This window comes from Terrabacter sp. RAF57, assembly GCF_052113925.1.
Classification (GTDB): Bacteria; Actinomycetota; Actinomycetes; order Actinomycetales; family Dermatophilaceae; genus Terrabacter.
In genome coordinates this window covers 1-19128 of sequence record NZ_JBFRDT010000021.1, presented here as the reverse complement: position 1 = coordinate 19128, position 19128 = coordinate 1, and the positions used below count along the sequence as shown (strand labels likewise).

17 protein-coding genes are annotated in these 19128 nt (G+C 71.6%); 1 reads left to right on the top strand and 16 read right to left on the bottom strand.

Annotation, left to right across the window (positions count from 1 at the left end; genetic code table 11):
- Nucleotides 1-18: 18 nt before the first annotated feature.
- Nucleotides 19-501, bottom strand: coding sequence for a TraR/DksA family transcriptional regulator (locus AB4Y83_RS18990; RefSeq protein ID WP_056776261.1), 483 nt, complete (start codon nucleotides 499-501; stop codon nucleotides 19-21).
- A 31-nt stretch (nucleotides 502-532) separates the two neighbouring features.
- Between AB4Y83_RS18990 and AB4Y83_RS18985 the strand changes: the two genes are divergently transcribed.
- On the top strand, nucleotides 533-1195 hold the full coding sequence (locus AB4Y83_RS18985) for a hypothetical protein (protein ID WP_442297831.1): 663 nt from the start codon (nucleotides 533-535) through the stop codon (nucleotides 1193-1195).
- 130 nt (nucleotides 1196-1325) lie between these two features.
- Here AB4Y83_RS18985 and AB4Y83_RS18980 read toward each other — a convergent pair whose 3' ends face one another.
- From AB4Y83_RS18980 to AB4Y83_RS18910, 15 genes are all read right to left on the bottom strand, one after another.
- A complete protein-coding gene (locus AB4Y83_RS18980) occupies nucleotides 1326-2552 on the bottom strand; it encodes a DivIVA domain-containing protein (protein WP_442275427.1) in 1227 nt (408 codons plus the stop codon).
- Nucleotides 2553-2685: 133 nt separating this feature from the next.
- Nucleotides 2686-2970: a YggT family protein gene (locus tag AB4Y83_RS18975; protein WP_020144665.1), complete on the bottom strand. Its 285-nt coding sequence runs from the start codon at nucleotides 2968-2970 to the stop codon at nucleotides 2686-2688.
- A gap of 100 nt (nucleotides 2971-3070) precedes the next feature.
- Entirely contained in the window at nucleotides 3071-3553 is a 483-nt protein-coding gene (locus AB4Y83_RS18970; RefSeq protein WP_442275428.1) for a cell division protein SepF, read from the bottom strand.
- A 40-nt stretch (nucleotides 3554-3593) separates the two neighbouring features.
- Entirely contained in the window at nucleotides 3594-4334 is a 741-nt protein-coding gene (locus tag AB4Y83_RS18965) for a YggS family pyridoxal phosphate-dependent enzyme (protein ID WP_442297830.1), read from the bottom strand.
- Nucleotides 4331-5077 carry a polyphenol oxidase family protein gene (locus tag AB4Y83_RS18960; protein WP_442297829.1) on the bottom strand — a complete coding sequence of 249 codons (747 nt, stop codon included), beginning with the start codon at nucleotides 5075-5077 and terminating at the stop codon, nucleotides 4331-4333. The genes AB4Y83_RS18965 and AB4Y83_RS18960 overlap by 4 nt, the downstream gene beginning before the upstream one ends.
- 139 nt (nucleotides 5078-5216) lie before the next feature.
- Nucleotides 5217-6506 carry a cell division protein FtsZ gene (gene ftsZ, locus AB4Y83_RS18955; RefSeq protein WP_442297828.1) on the bottom strand — a complete coding sequence of 430 codons (1290 nt, stop codon included), beginning with the start codon at nucleotides 6504-6506 and terminating at the stop codon, nucleotides 5217-5219.
- 361 nt (nucleotides 6507-6867) lie between these two features.
- Entirely contained in the window at nucleotides 6868-7644 is a 777-nt protein-coding gene (locus AB4Y83_RS18950; RefSeq protein WP_442297827.1) for a cell division protein FtsQ/DivIB, read from the bottom strand.
- Nucleotides 7641-9116, bottom strand: coding sequence for a UDP-N-acetylmuramate--L-alanine ligase (gene murC, locus AB4Y83_RS18945; RefSeq protein ID WP_442297826.1), 1476 nt, complete (start codon nucleotides 9114-9116; stop codon nucleotides 7641-7643). Before murC ends, AB4Y83_RS18950 begins: the two co-directional genes overlap by 4 nt.
- The gene (gene murG, locus AB4Y83_RS18940; protein ID WP_442297825.1) at nucleotides 9113-10225 is read right to left on the bottom strand and encodes an undecaprenyldiphospho-muramoylpentapeptide beta-N-acetylglucosaminyltransferase; all 1113 of its coding nucleotides are present in this window, start codon (nucleotides 10223-10225) and stop codon (nucleotides 9113-9115) included. The genes murC and murG overlap by 4 nt, the downstream gene beginning before the upstream one ends.
- Entirely contained in the window at nucleotides 10222-11517 is a 1296-nt protein-coding gene (ftsW, locus tag AB4Y83_RS18935) for a putative lipid II flippase FtsW (RefSeq protein WP_442297824.1), read from the bottom strand. The genes murG and ftsW overlap by 4 nt, the downstream gene beginning before the upstream one ends.
- On the bottom strand, nucleotides 11514-13004 hold the full coding sequence (murD, locus tag AB4Y83_RS18930; protein WP_442275436.1) for a UDP-N-acetylmuramoyl-L-alanine--D-glutamate ligase: 1491 nt from the start codon (nucleotides 13002-13004) through the stop codon (nucleotides 11514-11516). Before murD ends, ftsW begins: the two co-directional genes overlap by 4 nt.
- Nucleotides 13001-14086: a phospho-N-acetylmuramoyl-pentapeptide-transferase gene (gene mraY, locus AB4Y83_RS18925; protein ID WP_056776242.1), complete on the bottom strand. Its 1086-nt coding sequence runs from the start codon at nucleotides 14084-14086 to the stop codon at nucleotides 13001-13003. The genes murD and mraY overlap by 4 nt, the downstream gene beginning before the upstream one ends.
- On the bottom strand, nucleotides 14083-15504 hold the full coding sequence (locus AB4Y83_RS18920; protein ID WP_442297823.1) for a UDP-N-acetylmuramoyl-tripeptide--D-alanyl-D-alanine ligase: 1422 nt from the start codon (nucleotides 15502-15504) through the stop codon (nucleotides 14083-14085). The genes mraY and AB4Y83_RS18920 overlap by 4 nt, the downstream gene beginning before the upstream one ends.
- Nucleotides 15501-17075: a UDP-N-acetylmuramoyl-L-alanyl-D-glutamate--2,6-diaminopimelate ligase gene (locus tag AB4Y83_RS18915; RefSeq protein WP_442297822.1), complete on the bottom strand. Its 1575-nt coding sequence runs from the start codon at nucleotides 17073-17075 to the stop codon at nucleotides 15501-15503. Before AB4Y83_RS18915 ends, AB4Y83_RS18920 begins: the two co-directional genes overlap by 4 nt.
- Before the next feature lie 11 nt (nucleotides 17076-17086).
- Nucleotides 17087-18874 (bottom strand): peptidoglycan D,D-transpeptidase FtsI family protein, encoded by a 1788-nt coding sequence (locus AB4Y83_RS18910; RefSeq protein ID WP_442297821.1) that lies wholly within the window; start codon nucleotides 18872-18874, stop codon nucleotides 17087-17089.
- Between the last annotated feature and the right edge of the window lie 254 nt (nucleotides 18875-19128).

Sequence of the window (19128 nt, the reverse complement as noted above, 5' to 3'; positions counted from 1 at the left end):
ACGTGGCGTGCGTGGGCGTCAGTGGCGGTCTTGCTTCTCCTGGCATGTCATGCACAGGGTCGCACGAGGACGTGCCTGAAGTCGAAGCTTGCCGATCGGGTTGCCGCAGTTCTCGCAGATGCCGTAGGTGCCGGCCTCGAGCTGCTCGAGCGCGTGCTCGGCCTGGCGCAGGCTCGCCCGAGCGTTGGCAGCGACGGAGATCTCGTGCTCGCGCTCGGCCGTCTTGGCGCCGGCGTCCGCCTGGTCGTCGCCCGAGCCGTCGCCCGAGGCGCGCAGCAGGTCGTCGAGCTCGTCCTCCGCGAGCTTCAGCTCGACGCGGTGCTGCTCGATCTCCTCGAGCAGCACCCCACGCACCTCGCTGATCTCGTCCTCGCTCCAGGGGCTCTCGTCGTCCTTGACCCGCAGCTGCTCGGCGAGCTTGCGGGCGCTGGTGCGGTTCGTCGTGGTGCCCGCGGCCTTCTTCGTGGTCGAGCGGGGTCCTGCCGTGGAGCTCGTGGTCACTGATGCCTTCTTGGTTCGTGTCGCAGGGGCCTTGGCAGCGGACTTCGCGCTCGCGGCTCCTGCTCGGGTGGACGTCGTGGCGGGCGGCTTCGTCGCCGCCGTGGACCGGGTGGTCCTTCCAGCCGCCGGAGCGGACTTCTTGACGGGCGCGGCCTTCGTCGCGGCCTTCTTCGCCGGCGCGGCCTTCGTCGTGACCCGCTTCTCGGGGGCGGCCTTGGTCGCCGGCTTCTTCACGGGCACAGCCTTGGTCGCCGTCTTCTTCACGGGCACAGCCTTCGTCGCGGCCTTCTTGACCGGCGCAGCCTTCGTCGCGGCCGTCTTCACCGGCGCAGCCTTCGTCGCGGCCTTCTTGACCGGCGCAGCCTTCGTCGCGGCCTTCTTGACCGGCRCRGCCTTCGTCGCGGCCTTCTTGACCGGCACGGCCTTGGTCGCCGCCTTCTTCGCCGGCGCGGCTTTCGTCGCGGCCTTCTTGGCTGGTGAAGCCGTGGTCGCAGGCTTCGTCGCGGTCTTCGTCGCGGTCCTGCTCGCGGTCGCGGGCTTCGTCGCAGTCTTCGCCGCAGGCGCTGCCTTCCTGGCTGCGCCCGTCGTCCTGCTCGCGGTGGCCCGCTTGGCCGCGGTCGTCGCCGCTGCCGTCTTCTTCGCCGCCATCAGACCCTCCGTCGCTCAAGCCGTCGACGCTGACAAGTGGGGCTGACAATAAGCCCCGCACGGGTCGTGCACAAACGCGAAACGCTTATGCGCGCGAAGTGTTCGCCCTTCGGATACACCTCAGGCCGCCCGGGACGATGCCCGGACGGCCTGCGTGCGTCTGTTCGAGGTGGGACTCAGCCCTGGTTGCCGTCTCCGGCTCCGGCGTGGGCCGGCTCCTGGGCGCTCGAGTCGAGGTCGTGCAGCTGACCCTCGATGTAGGACTTGAGGTTGCTGCGGTAGTTCTTCTCGAAGCCACGCAGCTCGGCGATCTTGCGGTCGAGCAGGCCCTTCTGCTTGTCGAGCTCCTCGAGCAGGGCCGCCTTCTTCTGCTGCGCCTCGGCGACCATGCCGGTGGCCCGCTCGCGAGCCTCGGTGAGCATCTCGTCACGCTTGGACGTCGCCTCGGCGATCATCTGGTCGCGCTGCGAGGTGGCCTCGGAGATCATCTGCTCACGCTGGGCCGCGGCTGCGGCTGCGATCTGCTCGGCCTGCTGGGTGGCCTCGTCGTGACGGCTCTGACCGGTGTTGATGAGGTCGTCGTGGCGAGCCTGGGCCGCGGCGAGCAGCTCGCGGTGGCGGTTCTCGGCCTCGGAGATGAGCTCGTCGCGACGGGTCTCACCGGCGGCCACGTGCTCGTCGTGCAGGCGCTGGGCGAGGGCGATGACACCCGCGGCGTCGACGTTGCCCGTCGCGGCTGCTGCGGCCGGCGCGGCAGCAGCGGCTGCGGCGGGAGCCGGCGCCGGAGCCTTGGCGGCCTCCTCGCGCAGTCGTGCGGCGGTGGCCGCCGCAGCCTCGGCGTCGGCCTGGGCCTTGGCGGCCCGCTCCTCGGCGGCGCGGGCGTTCTCCTGCGCCTTGGTGAGCTTGCCCTCGGCGTCGGCGACCTGGGAGTTGAGGCCGTTGAGCTTGGCCTGGGCGTCGTTGAGCGCCTGCGAGTCGACGGCGGACTTGGCGGCCGCCTCGGCGCGCTCGGCCTCGGCCTTGGCGCGGTCGATGCGCTCCTTGGCCACCCGCTCGGCGTTCTCGGCGTCGGCCTTGGCCTTGGCCGCGCGGTCGGTGGCGGCCTTGAAGGCGCGCTCCGCGTCCTGGATCTTTGCGGTGAGGCCGCCGAGCTTGGCGTCGTCACCGGGCCGGCCCACGGCCGGCATGGCCGCGGTCGCACCGTCGGCACGGACGGCCGACTGGTTCTTGCTCGCGCGGCAGTCGTTGAGCTGCTTCAGGTAGTCGTCACGCTGCTCGATGAGCGAACGCATCTCCGCCACGATCTCGTCCAGGAAGTCGTCAACGTCCCGCTCCTCGTAGCCACGACGGAACTGCGTGGTCTGGAAGTGCTTGTTGAGCACCTGTTCAGGCGTAAGCGCCATGTGTCACCTCGATACAGACGTAATGGTTCGGGTCAACGGTATCTAACGTTCCGGTCACGAACCAAAGCCATGCTCACCGATCGGCGTGTGGACACCCGTGGCCCGTGGTGCGGGGCGGGTGACCGCCGGTCGGTCAGAAGAAGCTCGGCACGTTGAGAGCGAGAGAGGTCAGCAACATCAGGACGAGGAAGCTGAGGTCGAGTCGGACGCCACCGAGGCTCGGTGACGGGATGACCTTGCGCAGGGCGCGCAGGGGCGGGTCGGTCACGGTGTAGACGGCCTCGGCGAGGACCAGGACGACCCCGGTGGGTCGCCAGGACCGGGCCAGCACCTGCACCCAGTCGATGACGAAGCGGCCGATGAGGGCGATGAAGAAGGTGAAGACCACCACCCCGTAGATCGTCCAGAACGCGTCCATGTCGGTCAGTGTCCCTGATGTCGGGGCAAGAGTGTGAACCGGGGCCCAGGTCGATCGTCCTGTGACCCCGGTTCGCGCTCACGGCGGTGGACTGGTGGGCTCAGCTCTGGTTGAAGAAGCCGCGGGTCGAGGCCGCCGGCACCTCGGGCTCGTCGGCGGAGATCTCGACGTGCGCGGGCGAGAGGAGGAACACCTTGGAGGTGACCCGCTCGATCGTGCCGTGCAGCCCGAAGACGAGCCCGGCCGCGAAGTCGACGAGACGCTTGGCGTCGGCGTCGTCCATGTCGCTGAGGTTCATGATGACCGGCACCTGGTCGCGGAACCACTCACCGATGTTCTTGGCCTCGTTGTAGGTGCGAGGGTGGATCGTCGTGATGCGGTTGAGCGAACCGACCTCGACATCGCGCACGACGGCGGCGACGGGCCGCTTCGTGGGCAGCTGCGTCACGGCAGCGGTGTGCTCGGTCTCGTCGTCGTAGCGGTCGGACTCGTCGTAGGCGTCGTAGTCGTCGTAACGATCGTGACGCTGGTCCTCCTCGCTCAGTCCGAGGTACACCATCGTCTTGCGCAGTGCCCCTGCCATGGCCAACTCCCAAAACGTCGGATTGTGATCGTTGACGACGTTACAGAAGTGACGGGCGTGAACCGAGGATTGCCGTGCCGACACGCAGGAGTGTCGCTCCGTGCCGCAGCCCGGCCTCGAGGTCGCCGCTCATGCCGGCGGAGATCCAGTCGGCACCGGGGTGCCGAGCACGTATGCCGTCCGCCACCTCTCGCAGCCGCGTGAACGCCGCGTCGGGGTCGGCGCCCAGCGGGGCGACGGCCATGACGCCGCGCAGGTCCAGGAGCTCTTGTGCCGCAACGGTGTCCGCGAGGGCGTCGACATCGGCGGGCAGGACACCACCGCGCGACGTGTCGCCGTCGAGGCTCACCTGGAGCAGCACCTCGACGGTCCGGTCCGCGGCGTGGGCGCCCTTGGCGAGGGCGGCGACGAGCTTCGTCCGGTCGACCGACTGGACGACGTCGGCGTAGCCCGCGACGTGCGCCGCCTTGTTGCTCTGCAGCCGGCCGATGAAGTGGAGGGTCGGTGCCTCGGCGCCGGCCTCCGAGAGCGCGTGCCGGACCTCGCGGAACTTCTCGGCGGCCTCCTGGTCGCGGTTCTCGCCGAAGTGCCTGACGCCGAGGTCGTGCAGGAGCAGGACGTCGGAGGTCGGGAAGTACTTCGTGACGACGACGAGGGTGACGTCGTCGGGGTCGCGTCCGGCCTCGGCGCAGCCGCGCTCGATGCGCGTGCGCACGGCACCGAGGTTGTCGCGCAGCTCGTCGCGTCGCGCCTCGTCGCCGGCCGACGGGCCGCCGGTCACGCGTGCACCGGACGCAGCGCGACGATGCCGGCGAAACGGCCGGTGCGGCCGTCGCGCCGGTAGGAGTAGAGGTCTCCGCTCTCGCGGGTGCAGCCCGGGACCCACTGCACAGCGACGTCTGCCGCAGCGAGCTGTTCGACGACTCCGGCGGCCACGTCGATGGCGGGGGTGCCGGTCCAGGACCGTGCGGCCGAGGCCGCTGAGGTCTCGGCGGCGGTGCGCGCCATCTCTGCCGGGACCTCGTAGCACCGTCCACAGACGGACGGCCCCACGGTCGCCGAGACGGACGTCGCACCGAGGTCGCGCATCGCGGTGACGGCCCGGCCGACGATGCCCGCGAGCATGCCCGGCCGACCGGCGTGCACCGCCCCGGTGACTCCGGCGCGAGCATCGTGCAGCAGCACCGGGACACAGTCGGCGACCAGCACACCGAGGGCGAGATCGGTTGCGCGCGTGACGATTCCGTCGACCGCTGGTGGGTCCCCGACCCACGGCCCGTCGATCTGCACGACGTCGGCCCCGTGGACCTGGTTCATGAGGACGAGGCGATCGCGTGGGACGTCGATCTCGTGCGCGACGGCGGTGCGGTTGCCCTCGACGTCGGCGGGGTCGTCGCCGACGTGGCCGCCGAGGTTGAGACCGGCATACGGCCCGCTCCCCCGGCCTGCCGACCGACCCGTGAAGGCGAGGTCGACGGAGCAGGCGTCGCCGTCGCTCGCGGTGGTGGTGCGCCAGTAGAACACGATGACAAACCTATCCCGCGGACCAGAGCGGCCCGCGGCCGACCGCACCGTGGCGGCCCGTGGGACGCCGACGGGCGGGAGACGCTCAACGCGTCTCCCGCCCGTCCGGGTCGATCTCGGCCTCGGGCCGCCCGTGGTCCTACTTGAGGAAGTCGGGCACGTCGAGGTCGTCGCCGTCGTCGAACGTCACCTGGCGCGGCGGCTGCTGCACCGGTTGGGCCGCGGGGGCCGGAGCGTGGTGCTGAGGCTGCTGCGCCGGGGCAGCGGGCTGCTGGGTCGGCAGCTGCTGGGCGGGCTGCTGGTGGTGCACCGGGGCCGGCTGCGCCTGCTGGGGCGCCGCCTGCTGCGGAGCCGCCTGCGGCACGCCGTTGGAGTGCTGCGGCACCGACTGCGGAGCCGGCGTGGCGGGACGCTGCTGGGCCGGCTGCGAGCGACCCATGACCTGCCCGAGGGCGCGGTCGTCGTGTCGCTGGCTGGGGCCGCCGCTGTCGAAGCCCGCGGCGATGACCGTGACCCGGACCTCGTCGCCCAGGGCGTCGTCGATGACGGCACCGAAGATGATGTTGGCCTCCGGGTGGGCGGCCTCCTGGACCAGGCGAGCGGCCTCGTTGATCTCGAAGAGACCGAGGTCGGACCCACCCTGCACGGAGAGGAGGACGCCGTGGGCGCCGTCGATGGACGCCTCGAGCAGCGGGCTGCTGATCGCGAGCTCGGCCGCCTGGACGGCCCGGTCCTCGCCGCGTGCGGACCCGATGCCCATGAGGGCCGAGCCCGCGCCCTGCATGACCGACTTGACGTCGGCGAAGTCGAGGTTGATGAGACCGGGCGTCGTGATGAGGTCGGTGATGCCCTGGACACCGGAGAGCAGGACCTGGTCGGCCGAGCGGAAGGCGTCCATCATCGACACGTTGCGGTCGCTGATCGACAGCAGCCGGTCGTTGGGGATGACGATCAGGGTGTCGACCTCCTCGCGGAGGCTGCCGATGCCGGACTCGGCCTGGTTGGCGCGACGACGGCCCTCGAAGGTGAACGGGCGAGTGACGACACCGATCGTCAGGGCACCGAGCTCGCGCGCGATGCGGGCCACGACGGGGGCGCCGCCGGTGCCCGTGCCGCCGCCCTCACCGGCGGTGACGAAGACCATGTCGGCCCCCTTGAGGACCTCCTCGATCTCCTCGGAGTGGTCCTCGGCGGCCTTCTTGCCGACCTCGGGGTCGGCGCCGGCGCCGAGGCCGCGGGTCAGCTCGCGGCCGACGTCGAGCTTGACGTCGGCGTCGCTCATGAGCAGCGCCTGGGCATCGGTGTTGATGGCGATGAACTCGACACCCTTGAGGCCGACCTCGATCATGCGATTGATGGCATTGACGCCGCCGCCGCCGATGCCGACGACCTTGATGACGGCCAAGTAGTTCTGCGGTGCTGCTGCCACGAGAGTGGGCCTTCCTGACTGGTGGTGCCGGTGCTGCGGGTGGTCTGGGGGACGGGCGGTGCGTGGGGTGGGTGGTGCGGCTCGTTCCGAGCGTGTAGCCCTCAAACCTTAAACGTAGACATAAAGGTTACAGTTTGGTCACGAACCAGTGCCCTGACGGTATGACGAGGCACAGGGTCGATCAACCCACGCCGCGGCGTGTCGTCACCGGGATTGACCCAATTCCGGGGACCGCGCCCCAAGGGCCACACCAGCACCACCGGACACTTGGGGGTCACGACCGCCGGGGATCACCCTCCCACGGCCGGCCTGCGGGCCCGTGGGCGGGTCCCGTGGCGGACGAGCCGCCCTGCCGTGGGTGTCAGCGTGTGACCGGTGACGACGGGACGCTGACGTCGATCGTCGAACCGGGTTCTCGCAGAAGGATCTTCACGAGATCTGCCTTGCGCTTGCCGTCGGCGGCGCCACCCCAGACAACCGTCTTGCGATTCTCCCCCTTGGCCTTGACGGTGAAGGAGACCTGGTCCGCCGTCGACACCGACACCCCTGAGACGTCGGCACGCAGCGACGGGTCGAGGGACCCCAGCGCGCCCAGGGCAGCCTCGACCCCGGCCTTGGTGACCTGCGCGGACCCCGAGCTGACGAGCGGGACGCCGTCGGGGGCACTGCCGACGGTGCGGAAGGCGACCCCGTCGCGGTCCACGACGTCCACCTCACCTCGAGGGTTGCGGACGGCGAGCACGGCGACCCTGGGAGTGACCGTGATGACGACGGAGTCGGGCAGACCGCGGCCGACGGTGACCGAGCTCCACGCCTTGCCGGCGAGCAGCCGCTGCGCGACGGCGTCGGTGTCGACGCGCATGAGCGGACCGCCGAGCGGCACCCGGGCGACGGCACGCACCTGCGCGGAGGCGGCCGCGCTCACGCCGTGGACCTCGACGCGAGACGCCGTGAGGGCGCTGCTGAACCACCCCACCCACACGAGCAGTCCGGCGCCCAGCACGAGGGCGGCGAGGATCCCCGCGACGAGGCGAGGACGTCGCCGAGCGGCGGCCGCGCGGCGCTCGAAGCGGGTGCGCGACGAGGCGAGACCGGTGCCCGCGACGCGGCGGCGGGCGTTGCCGTGCTCGAGCATCATGGCGTGCCTCCCCCGAGGATCCGCAGCACCTCCGGGCCGATCATGGTGACGTCGCCCGCACCGACGGTGAGCACGAGGTCCCCGGGACGGGCGAGGTCGGCGACCCGACCGGCCACTTCCGACCACGAGGGCACGTAGTGGACCTCGACCTCGCGCCTGGCCGCCGTCACGGCGTCGGCGACGAGTCGGCCGGACACTCCGGGCACGGGGTCCTCGCGGGCGGCGTAGACGTCCATGAGGACGACGACGTCCGCCGGGGACAGGCCGGCCCCGAGCTCGGCGGCGAAGTCGCGCGTGCGGCTGTAGAGGTGCGGCTGGAAGACGACGACGAGCCGGCCGGTGTCGCCGACGAGGTCCTTGGCGGTCTCGACGACCGCTGCGACCTTGCCCGCGTTGTGGGCGTAGTCGTCGACGACGACGACTCCGCCGGCCTCGCCCTTCGGCTCGAAACGACGGCGGGTCCCCGTGAAGGACGCCAGCCCGGCCAGGACCTGGTCGGGCGCCTGCCCGAGCCCGTGGACGGCGGCGGCGTACGCGGCCGCGGCGTTGAGCGCGTTGTGGCGGCCCGGCACGCCGAGCGTCATGCGTCGCTCGACGCCCTCGTCGAGCAGCGTGACCGAGGACGTGACGCCGTCCTGGTGGTGATGGTCCAGGACGACGTCGGACGCCGGCTCGAAGCCGTAGGTCAGCACGCGCGTGCCCGCGGCCCGGGCTCGCTCGGCCAGCGCCACGGCACCGGCGTCGTCGGCGCACGTGACGAGCAGGCCCCCGGAGCGGATCGTGCCGACGAACGCGTCGTAGGCCGCCTGGACAACCTTGAAGTTCGAGTAGAAGTCGAGGTGGTCGGGCTGGACGTTGGTGACGATCGCGACCTCGGGACGGTAGACGACGAACGAGCCGTCGCTCTCGTCGGCCTCGACGACGAAGATGTCGTCGGAGCCGTCGTGCGCGTTGGTGCCGTGCTTCGCGAGCTCGCCGCCGACGGCGAACGACGGGTCGAGACCGCAGCCCTGCAGGGCCACGGTGAGCATCGAGGTCGTCGTCGTCTTGCCGTTGGCGCCGGCCACGGCGACCGGCCGGCGTCCGTGCATGAGCGCGGCAAGTCCCTGCGCGCGGTGCAGCACGGGCACGCCACGCTGGCGCGCGGCGACGAGCTCGACGTTGTCGTCGCGGATCGAGGAGCTCATGACGATGGCGTCGGCACGCTCCTGGTGCGCCTCGTGGAAGCCGACCCACACGCCGGCGCCCTCGCTCTCGAGGGCCTTGAGGACCGGCACATCCTTGGCGTCGCTGCCCGTGACGCGGATGCCACGCGCGAGCATGATGCGGGCGACGCCCGACATGCCGGCGCCGCCGATGGCGAGGAAGTGCACGCGACCGAGCTCGTCGGCACCGGGCACGACGGCCCGGAAGTCGAAGCGCGCCGCCGCGAACGGATCGTCGACGGTGGGGGTGCGCGGGTTCTGGGTCACGTGCGGTTCCTGCCTTCGGCGGCCCGGTCGACCAGGTCGGCGAGCTTCTCGTCGGCGGCGGGTTCGCCCAGGGCCCGGGCGGCCGCAGCCATCCGTGAGATCCTCTCGCGGTCGGTCGCGAGCCCGAGCAGCACGGCGTCGACCCACGCGGGGGTGAGGTCGGCGTCGTCGACGAGCAGGCCACCACCGGCGGACACGACGTCGGCGGCGTTGACGCGCTGCTCGCCGTTGCCGACGGGCAGCGGGACGTAGACGGCCGGCAGGCCGACGGCCGTCAGCTCGCACACCGTGTTGGCACCCGAGCGTGCGACGACGAGGTCGGCGGCGGCATACGCGAGCTCCATCCGGTCGGCGTACGGCACGACGACGTACGGGGCCCCCTCGGCGGGCGGTTCGGGGACGAACTCCTTGCCCAGCCCGGTCACGTGCAGCACCTGCACTCCCCCGCGGCTCAGCTCGGCCACACGCGCCCGGAAGGCGTCGTTGAGGCGCTGGGCGCCGAGCGACCCGCCGGTGACGAGGACAGTGGGCCACTGTGGCTGGAGCCCGAAGTGCTCGAGGGCCTCGGCACGCACGGCTTCGCGGTCGAGCGTGGCGACCTCACGGCGCAGCGGCATGCCGATCCGCTGGGCGTGCGGAAGGGACGTGACCGAGAAGGTCGTCGCCACGGCACTCGCCCAGCGGGCGCCGAGACGATTGGCCAGGCCCGCACGGGCGTTCTGCTCATGGACGACGATGGGGACGTGACGGCGCCGCGCGGCGAGGTAGGCCGGGGTGCTGACGTAGCCCCCGAAGCCGACGACGACCTCGGCACCGGTCTCGTCGATGGCCGCGCCGGCGGCGTCGACGGCCGCCTTGAGACGGCCCGGGAGCCGGAGCAGGTCGGCGCTCGGGCGACGCGGCAACGGCACCTTGGGCACCACCCTCAGGTCGTAGCCCCGGGCCGGCACGAGGCGCGCCTCGAGACCCTCCTGCGTGCCGAGCGCCGTCACCCGCAGGTCGGGGTGGCGCCGACGGAGGGCGTCCGCGAGGGCGAGCAGCGGCGACACGTGGCCGGCACTGCCTCCCCCGACGAGCAGGACGGAGGTGGGCGAGGACAGGGGGATCACCGGCTTCTGCGACGTTGCGGGACGGACCGGACGCGGGACGGGAGCACCGCGAGCGACCGACGGACGAGACTCGGGCGCGCGTCGAGCAGGGCCTTGCAGCCCGGTTCGTGGCGCGCGAAGGACAGCAGGATGCCGAGGGCCAGGAGGGTCGTCACGAGTGAGGACCCTCCGGCCGAGACGAGCGGCAGCGGGACACCGATGACCGGGAAGAGCCCGATGACGGCGCCGATGTTGATGATCGCCTGGCCGAGGAGCCACGCCATGATGCCGAAGCCGGCGATGCGCACGAAGCGGTCCTGCGTGCGGCTGACGAGCCGGAAGCAGGCCCAGGCGAGGATGCCGAAGAGGAGCAGCACCATGAGCGTGCCCGGCAGCCCGAGCTCCTCGCCGATGATCGCGAAGATGAAGTCGTTGTGCGCCTCGGACAGCCACTCCCACTTCTCCTTGGAGGCCCCGAGGCCGACGCCCCACCACCCACCGTCGGCGAGGGCGTAGAGCCCGTGGACCGACTGGCCGCACCAGCCGTCGGGGTCGGCGTTGCAGGACGGGCTCAGCCAGTTCGCGATGCGGCTCGTGCGGTTGTTGCTGCCGGTCACCATGAGGGCGACCCCGAGGACGGCGAAGCCTCCCGCGATGGCGAACACGCGCTTCGGGGCACCTGCGACCAGCAGGACCGCGGCGACGATGACGAGCACGACCATCGCCGTGCCGAGGTCGTGCCCGGCGAGGATCAGGCCGATGACGACGGTGGCGATGGGCACGAGGTAGGGCAGCACGACGTGGAGCATGCTCGCCATCCGCGACGACTTGTTGGCGAAGATGACGGCACCGACGAGCACGAGGCCCACCTTGGCGAACTCGGCGGGCTGGAACTGGATCGGCCCGACGGCGAGCCAGTTGCGGTTGCCGTTGACGCTCCGGCCGAACGGGATGACGGCTGCGAGCAGCAGCACGGACACGATGATCGTCGGGAAGGCGAGGCGCTTCCACGTGCCCACGGCGACGCGGCTCGCGACACCCGCCGCGACGGCGCCGATGACGGCGAAGAGCAGCTGGCGCAGGAACACGGTGTACGAGGCCTCGTCGGCGAGCAGCTGCTCGACGCTGGAGGCCGAGAAGACCATGATCAGGCCGAAGACGACGAGCGTCGAGGTGGCGCCGAGGATGAGGTAGTACGTCGTCAGCGGCGACTCGAGCTTGCCGATGACGGGCAGCGACCGGTGCGTGGTCGCGGTGTCGGCCGCGCCCGCGGTCCCCGCGGCCGTCTTGTCGCCGGCGGTGGTCGCGCTCACTCCAGCCCCCCGTGTGCCTCGAGGTGCCGCCGGACCGCCTCCTCGAAGGCGTCGCCGCGGGCTCCGTAGTTGGTGAACATGTCCATCGACGCGGCGGCGGGGGCGAGCAGCACGACGTCGCCCGGCTGGGCGAGTCGGGCAGCCTCCCTGACGACACGGTCCATGACTCCAGTGTCGGTGTCGGACACGTCGACGACCGGGACATCCGGCGCGTGTCGGGAAAGGGCCTGGGCGATCTGGTCGCGGTCGGCGCCGATGAGCACGACACCCCGCAGGCGCGAGGCCATCTCCTCGACGAGGCTGTCGACGTCGGCTCCCTTGAGCAGGCCTCCCGCGACCCACACGACGGAGTCGAACGACCGGATGGCCGCAGCGGCCGCGTGCGGGTTGGTGGCCTTGGAGTCGTTGACGAAGCGCACGCCCTGGACCGTCGCGAGCTCGGCGATCCGGTGCCGGTCGGGCCGGAAGGCCCGGAGGCCGTCACGCACGGCGATGGGACCGACGCCGTAGGCACGGGCCAGCGCGGCGGCGGCGAGGGCGTTGGCGACGTAGTGCGGCGCCACCGACGGAGCGTCACCCCGCAGGTCGGCGATGGTGCACAGCTCGGCCGCCGAACGCTGGCGCTGCTCGACGAAGGCGCGGTCGGCGAGGACGTCCTCGACGACGCCGACCATCGAGGGCGCCGGGATGCCTGTCGTGAACCCGATCGCACGGCACCCCTCGACGACGTTGGCCTCCATGACGAGCTGCTCGGTCTGGATGTCCGCGACGTTGTAGATGCACGCCAGGTGGGTGTTCTCGTAGATCTTGCCCTTGGCCCGGAGGTACTCGGCGTAGCTGCCGTGCCAGTCGATGTGGTCGGGAGCGACGTTGAGCACGGCGGACGCGACGGCCGAGACCGAGCGCTGCCAGTGCAGCTGGAAGCTCGAGAGCTCGACGGCCAGCACGTCGTAGGGCTCGGGGTGGAGCACGGCCTCCAGCAGGGGCGTCCCGACGTTGCCGGCCGACGTGGCGCGCAGGCCCGCGGCCCGCAGGATCGAGGCGAGCATGTTGACGGTCGTCGTCTTGCCGTTGGTGCCCGTGACCGTGAGCCACGGGGCGGCGCCCTCCCGGGCGCGCATGCGCCAGGCGAGCTCGACCTCTCCCCACACGGGTATGCCGGCCGTGGCCGCCGCGAGCATGAGCGGGTCGTGCGGGGGGACGCCGGGCGACGTGACGACGAGCTCGGTGCCCGGCGGCGGCTCGACGACGTGCTCGGGGCCGAGGCGGACGTCGACGTCGAGGATCTCGAGGATCGTCGCGCGCTCGCGGATCGCCTCGGTCTCGTCGCGCGAGACGGCCGTGACGCGGGCGCCGCGGTCGGCGAGCGCGTCGGCGGCGGCGAAGCCGGACACGCCGAGCCCGACGACGAGGACGTTGATCCCCGACCAGTCCGCGTCACGGTGGGTCAGTCCCTCGCGGGGCTCGTAGAGCGGGTCGAAGCTCACTGGGACCCCACCACCCACTCGGCGTAGAAGACGCCGAGGCCGAAGGCGACGAAGAGTCCGGCGATGATCCAGAAGCGGACCACGACCGTCACCTCGTTCCAGCCGACCATCTCGAAGTGGTGGTGCAGCGGCGCCATCCTCAGCACCCGTTTACCGGTGGTCTTGAACGATGCGACCTGGGCGACCACCGACAGCGTCTCGAGGACGAACATGCCGCCGAGGATGATGAGGAGCAGCTCCGTGTGGGTCGTGATGGCGAGGCCGGCGAGCGCGCCGCCGAGGGCGAGCGAGCCGGTGTCACCCATGAAGATCTTTGCGGGGGTCGCGTTCCACCAGAGGAAGCCGAAGCACGCGCCCATGCCCGCAGCAGCCACGAGGGCGAGGTCATGCGAGTCGCGCACCTCGTAGCACTTGATGCCCGGGTTGGTCTGGCAGTTCTGGTTGAAGGTCCAGATGCTGATGAGGACGTAGGCGCCGAAGACCATCGTCGAGACGCCCGTCGCGAGACCGTCGAGACCGTCGGTGAGGTTCACGCCGTTGGACGCGCCCGCGATCATGACGTTGGCGAACACGACGAAGAGGATGACCCCGACGACGGTGCTGCCACCGAGCGCGAGGCTGATGTTCGTGTCGCGCACGAACGACACGAGCAGCGAGGCGGGATTGCGGTACTGCTCGTTGGGGAACTGGAGCGCCAGTCCGGCGAAGGTGATGCCGACGAGGGCCTGCCCGAGGAGCTTCTGCTTCGAGCGGAGGCCGAGGCTGCGCTGCTTGCTGATCTTGATGAAGTCGTCGAGGAAGCCGACGAAGCCGAGACCTGCGGCGAGGAAGAGCACGAGCAACCCACTGGCCGTCGGCGGGTTGAGGGTCAGCAGGTGCGCGAGGAAGTAGGCGCCGAGCATCGCCGCGAGGATGACCGCTCCGCCCATCGTCGGCGTGCCGCGCTTCGTGTGGTGCGACGTGGGCCCGTCGTCGCGGATGAACTGGCCGTAGCCGCGCTTGACGAGGTACTTGATGAACAGCGGGGTGCCGAACAACGAGATGAGCAGCGAGATCGATGCTGCGAGAAGGACACCCTTCACCGCGAGACCGCCTCTCCGGAGGTCGTGGGGACGGGTGTGGTGGTGCTCGCGCCACCCTCGGAGGCGAGACGGTCGCCGAGCCAACGCAGTCCGCTGTCGCGGCTGGACTTGAGCAGGACGACGTCGCCGGCGCGGACGCGCGTGGCGAGCAGGTCGTGGGCAGCGTCGGTGTCGGGCACCCACTCCGAACCGGGGACGGCCGCGGCGAGCGGACGGGCGCCCTCGCCGACGGCCAGGACGTGCTCGAAACCGCGGGACGCGGCATACGCCCCGACGGCTGCGTGCTCGGCGTCGCTGTCGGGCCCGAGCTCGAGCATGCCCCCGAGGACGGCCCAGCGCTCCCCCGTCACGTGCATGGCGGCGACGGCGTCGAGGGCGGCACGCATGGAGTCGGGGTTCGCGTTGTAGGCGTCGTTGACGACGACCACGCCGTCGGGCCGGTCGGTGATCTCCATCCGCCAGCGGCTCACGGCCTCGGCAGCGCCGAGCCCGGCCACGACCTGGTCGAGCGACAGCCCGAGCTCGAGCGCCGCCGCCGCGACGGCGAGGGAGTTGCCGACGTGGTGGGCACCGCTCTGGCGCAGGGAGACCCGGGCCGAGCCGTGCGGGCTCACGAGGTTGTATGCCGCCCTCCCCCGCTCGTCGAGGGTGACCTCCTCGGCACGCACGTCCGCCTCGGGCGCGAGCCCGACGAGCTGGACCCGGGACGCGACGCCGGAGGCCATGGCGGCCACGACGGGGTCGTCGGCGTTGAGGATCGACAGCCCCTCGGCAGGGACCGCCAGGGGCAGCTCCGCCTTGGCGCGGGCGATGTTCTCGCGCGATCCGAACTCGCCGATGTGGGCGGTGCCGACGTTGAGGACGATCGCGACCTGCGGCGGTGCGATGCGCGTGAGGTAGGCGATGTGGCCGATGCCCCGGGCGCCCATCTCGGCGACGAGGAAGCGCGTCGTCGGCGTGACACGGCACACCGTGAGCGGCACGCCGATCTCGCCGTTGAGCGAGTTGACGGGTGCGACCGTCTCGGCAACCGACGACAGCACGGACGCGAGGAGGTCCTTGACGCTGGTCTTGCCGGACGAGCCGGTGATGCCCACGACCCGCAGCTCGGGAGCGCGGTCGACGACCCCGCGGGCGATCCGGCCGAAGGCAGTCTGGACGTCGTCGACGACGACGCACGGCACGCCGTCGACCGGACGCGCGGTGAGGGCTGCGGCCGCTCCCGCCGAGACGGCGGCAGCGACGAAGTCGTGCCCGTCGGCGGTCTCGCCGACCCGCGCGACGTAGAGGCTGCCCGGCCCGCACTCGCGGGAGTCGGTGGTCACCGGACCGTCGACGACGACGGCCTCAGGCGTGTCGGTGCCATGGACGGCACCTCCGGTGAGGTCGCGGATCTCGCTGAGGGACAAGGCGATCACGACGTCACCCCCGACGAGCTGACGGCTGCGAGGGCGGCGCGCACGGCGTCGCGGTCGTCGAACGGGTGCTTCACTCCGTGGATCTCCTGACCCTTCTCGTGTCCCTTGCCGAGCACCACGACGGTGTCGACAGGGCGGTCCTGCCCCGTGCCGACCACCGCGAGGGCGATGGCCTCGGCGATCGCGCTCGAGCGCGTGCCGCCGTCGATGATCTCGGACGCCCGTGCCGACCCGGCACCGACCTCCTCGCGAGCCCCTGCGATGACGGCCGAACGGATCTCGGCCGGGTCCTCGGAGCGGGGGTTGTCGTCGGTGACGACGACGACGTCGGCGCGGCGCGCAGCGGCGGCCCCCATGGCCGGTCGCTTGCCCCGGTCACGGTCTCCCCCGGCACCGAGGACGGCGATGAGGCGACCGCCGGTCGAGGCACGGAGCGCTGCGAGGGCGGCATCGACGGCGTCGGGCGTGTGCGCGAAGTCGACGACGCAGCGCGGACCCTCGGGTCCACCGGGCGYGACGACCTCCATACGGCCCGGCACGTCCGGGGCCACGGACATGGCGGCCTCTACCTCGCTCGGCCCGAGGCCGATGCGCAGGAGCGCGAGGGCGGCCAGCGCGGTGTTGGCGACGTTGAAGTGACCGGGCAGGTGCGAGACGAGGCTCAGGGCGCGGCCCGTGGACCGCTCCCGCAGGGTGAACGCGCCGTCGTCGCCCTCCTCGACGCCCCAGTCGGCGTCACGGGCGCCCTCGGTCCTCGTGGCGAGGGTCGTCGTCGGCACGGTGGCCTCGGACGCGAGGCGCCGACCCCAGGCGTCGTCGACGCAGACGACCGCGGCGCGAGAGCGCTGCGGCGTGAAGAGGGAGGCCTTGGCCCCGAAGTAGTCGTCCATCGAGGGGTGGAAGTCGAGGTGGTCCTGGGAGAGGTTCGTGAAGAGTGCGACGTCGTAGACGACGCCGTCGACCCGGTGCAGCTCGAGGGCGTGGCTCGAAACCTCCATGATGCAGGCGTCGATGCCCCGCTCCCGCATGAGCCCGAGGAGGGCGTGCAGGTCGGTCGCCTCGGGCGTCGTGCGCACCGACTCGACGCGCTCGTCACCGATGCGCGTCTCGACGGTGCCGATGAGCCCCGTCCGCTGACCGTGCGCCCGCAGCGCCGACTCGACGAGGTAGGCCGTCGTCGTCTTGCCGTTGGTGCCGGTGACCCCGAGCATCGTCAGCGAGTCGGAGGGCCGGCCGTAGACCTGCGCCGCGACCTCGCCGAGCACGCTCCGGGGGTCCGGCGTCACGACGACGGGCACCGTGAGGTCGGCCAGCTCGGCGAGGCCGGCCGTGTCGGTGAGAACCGCGACGGCTCCGTCGGCCACGGCGTCGGCGACGAAGCGCGCGCCGTGCACGTTGAAGCCCGGGAGGGCCGCGTACAGGTCGCCCGGGCGCACGGCTCGACTGTCGAGCGTGACCCCTGTCACGACGGCGTCGACGCCGGCTCCAGAGGCCACCTCGGCCCGGATCCGGGTCGTCAGGTCGCGGAGGCGCACACCCGACGTGGCGGGTCGAAGGGGGGAAGGTGACACGTCATCCCAACTTACAGGCCATCCCGCTTCGCCCGCGCATTGCTGATGACCTCGGGGTCGTCGGACGACAGGGGCTTGTCGGCCCAGACGTGGTAGTCGAGGGTCGACGTGGGGCTGGGCGGGGCACCGGTGCGCTCGAGCAGGTAGGACATGACCTGGTTGAAGACCGGTCCGGCCAGCGCGCCACCGAACATGCCGGCGCTGGGCTTCTGGATGAAGACGGCCACGACGTACTTCGGCGCCTCGGCCGGCGCGAACCCGATGAACGAGGCGGTGAAGCCGTTGTAGCGGCCCAGCTTCTCGTCGTAGCGGTCGGCCGTGCCGGTCTTGCCGGCCACGCGGTAGCCCTTGATGCGGGCCGCGCTCGCGGTGCCGTTCTCGCCGGTGACCTCCTCCATCATCCGCGACAGCTTCACCGCGGTGTCCTCGGTCACGACGCGGCTCGGCGTCGTCGGTGTCGACGGGATGAGGGTGCCGCTGTCGTTGACGGTGCCCTCGACGAGCGACGGCGGCACTCGGACACCCTTGTTGGCGATCGTCTGGAAGACGCCGGCCTGCTGGATCGCCGTGACGGCGTAGCCCTGGCCGAAGAGGATCGTGTAGCGCCGCGTCGAGACCCAGTCCTTGGCGCCGGCGAGCAGGCCCGCCGACTCCCCGGGGAAGCCGACGGGGGTCTTCGAGCCGATGCCGAACTTGCGGTAGTACGCCTCCATGATGGTCGGCGAGACGCGCTCGCCGATGAGCATGGTGCCCATGTTGGACGACTTCGCGAGCACGCCCGTGGCCGTCATGTTCTCGACGCCGTGCGGCTCGTTGTCCTTGAAGGAGGTGCCGGCCCGGGGCAGGCGCGGGGGCACGATGACCCCGGTGTCGGGCGTGATGACGCCCTGCTCGAGGGCGGCAGCCATCGTCATGAGCTTGCCGGTCGATCCGGGCTCGAACGCGTCGTTGAAGGCGTAGTTGCCGAGCGAGGACTTCGAGGCGTCGCCGAGGTCGTTGGGGTCGAACGTCGGGTAGCTCGCGGCGGCGCGCACCTTGCCCGTGGCCACCTCGAGGACGACCGCGGTGCCGGACTCGGCCCCGACGGCGGTCACCTGCTTGGCGAGGGCGTTCTGGGCGTACCACTGGAGGTCGGCGTCGATCGTCAGCTTGACGTCACGCCCGTTGGCGACGGGGGTGTCGACCCGCTGCGATCCCGGGATGATGTAGCCGTCCCGGGCCCGCTCGGCGACGCTGACACCGGGAGTACCCTTGAGCGCCGCCTCGAGCATCTGCTCGATGCCGCCCGCACCGCTCTGGTCGGAGGGGCGCACGAAGCCGACGAGCTGGCCGAGCGCCATGGAGGTCGGGTAGATCCGCTGGGCCGTGCGCTCACCCGTGATGCCGGGGATGCCCAGCGCCCGGATCTCACGGTAGATCGCGGGGTTGACCTCCTTCTTCACCACGACGTAGCGGGTGTTCGAGCGCGTGAAGAGCTTCGTCAGAGCCGACGGCGTCATGCCGAGCAGCGGCGCGAGGTCGGCAGCGGCGCGGGTGACCCCGACCTCCTGCCGCACGCCGTCGATCTTCACCGTGTAGAGGGGGATGATCTTGGGGTCCGCGGCGATGGTGAAGCGCTCGACGGAGTCCGCGAGGACCTGTCCGTTCGTGTCGAGGATCTGGCCACGCATGGCCGGCGTCGTCGTCTTGACCGACCTCTTGAACAGCGCGGCCTCCTGGGTGGCCGACGCGTCGAAGGCCTGGATGCGCAGCAGCTGCCCGGCGAAGATCGTGAAGACGAAGAGGATGGCGACGAACATGACGCGCGCCCGACGGCGCGGGTTGGCGCGCGAGATCTTGAGCGGGCGACGGGGCCCGCGCGGTCCGCGGGGGCCCCGGGGTCCCCGAAGAGCCGCCGCACGCTGAGCTGCGGGCCCACGACCCCGGCTCGAGGCCGTCTGGGTCCGGGGAGCGCTCGTCCGCGTGGTGGCTCGGGCGCTGCCGGACGGGCTGCCGCTGCGGCTGCGAGGCGGCGCCGCGCCCCGCCCCGCCGGGGCCGCGCGCACGGACGACG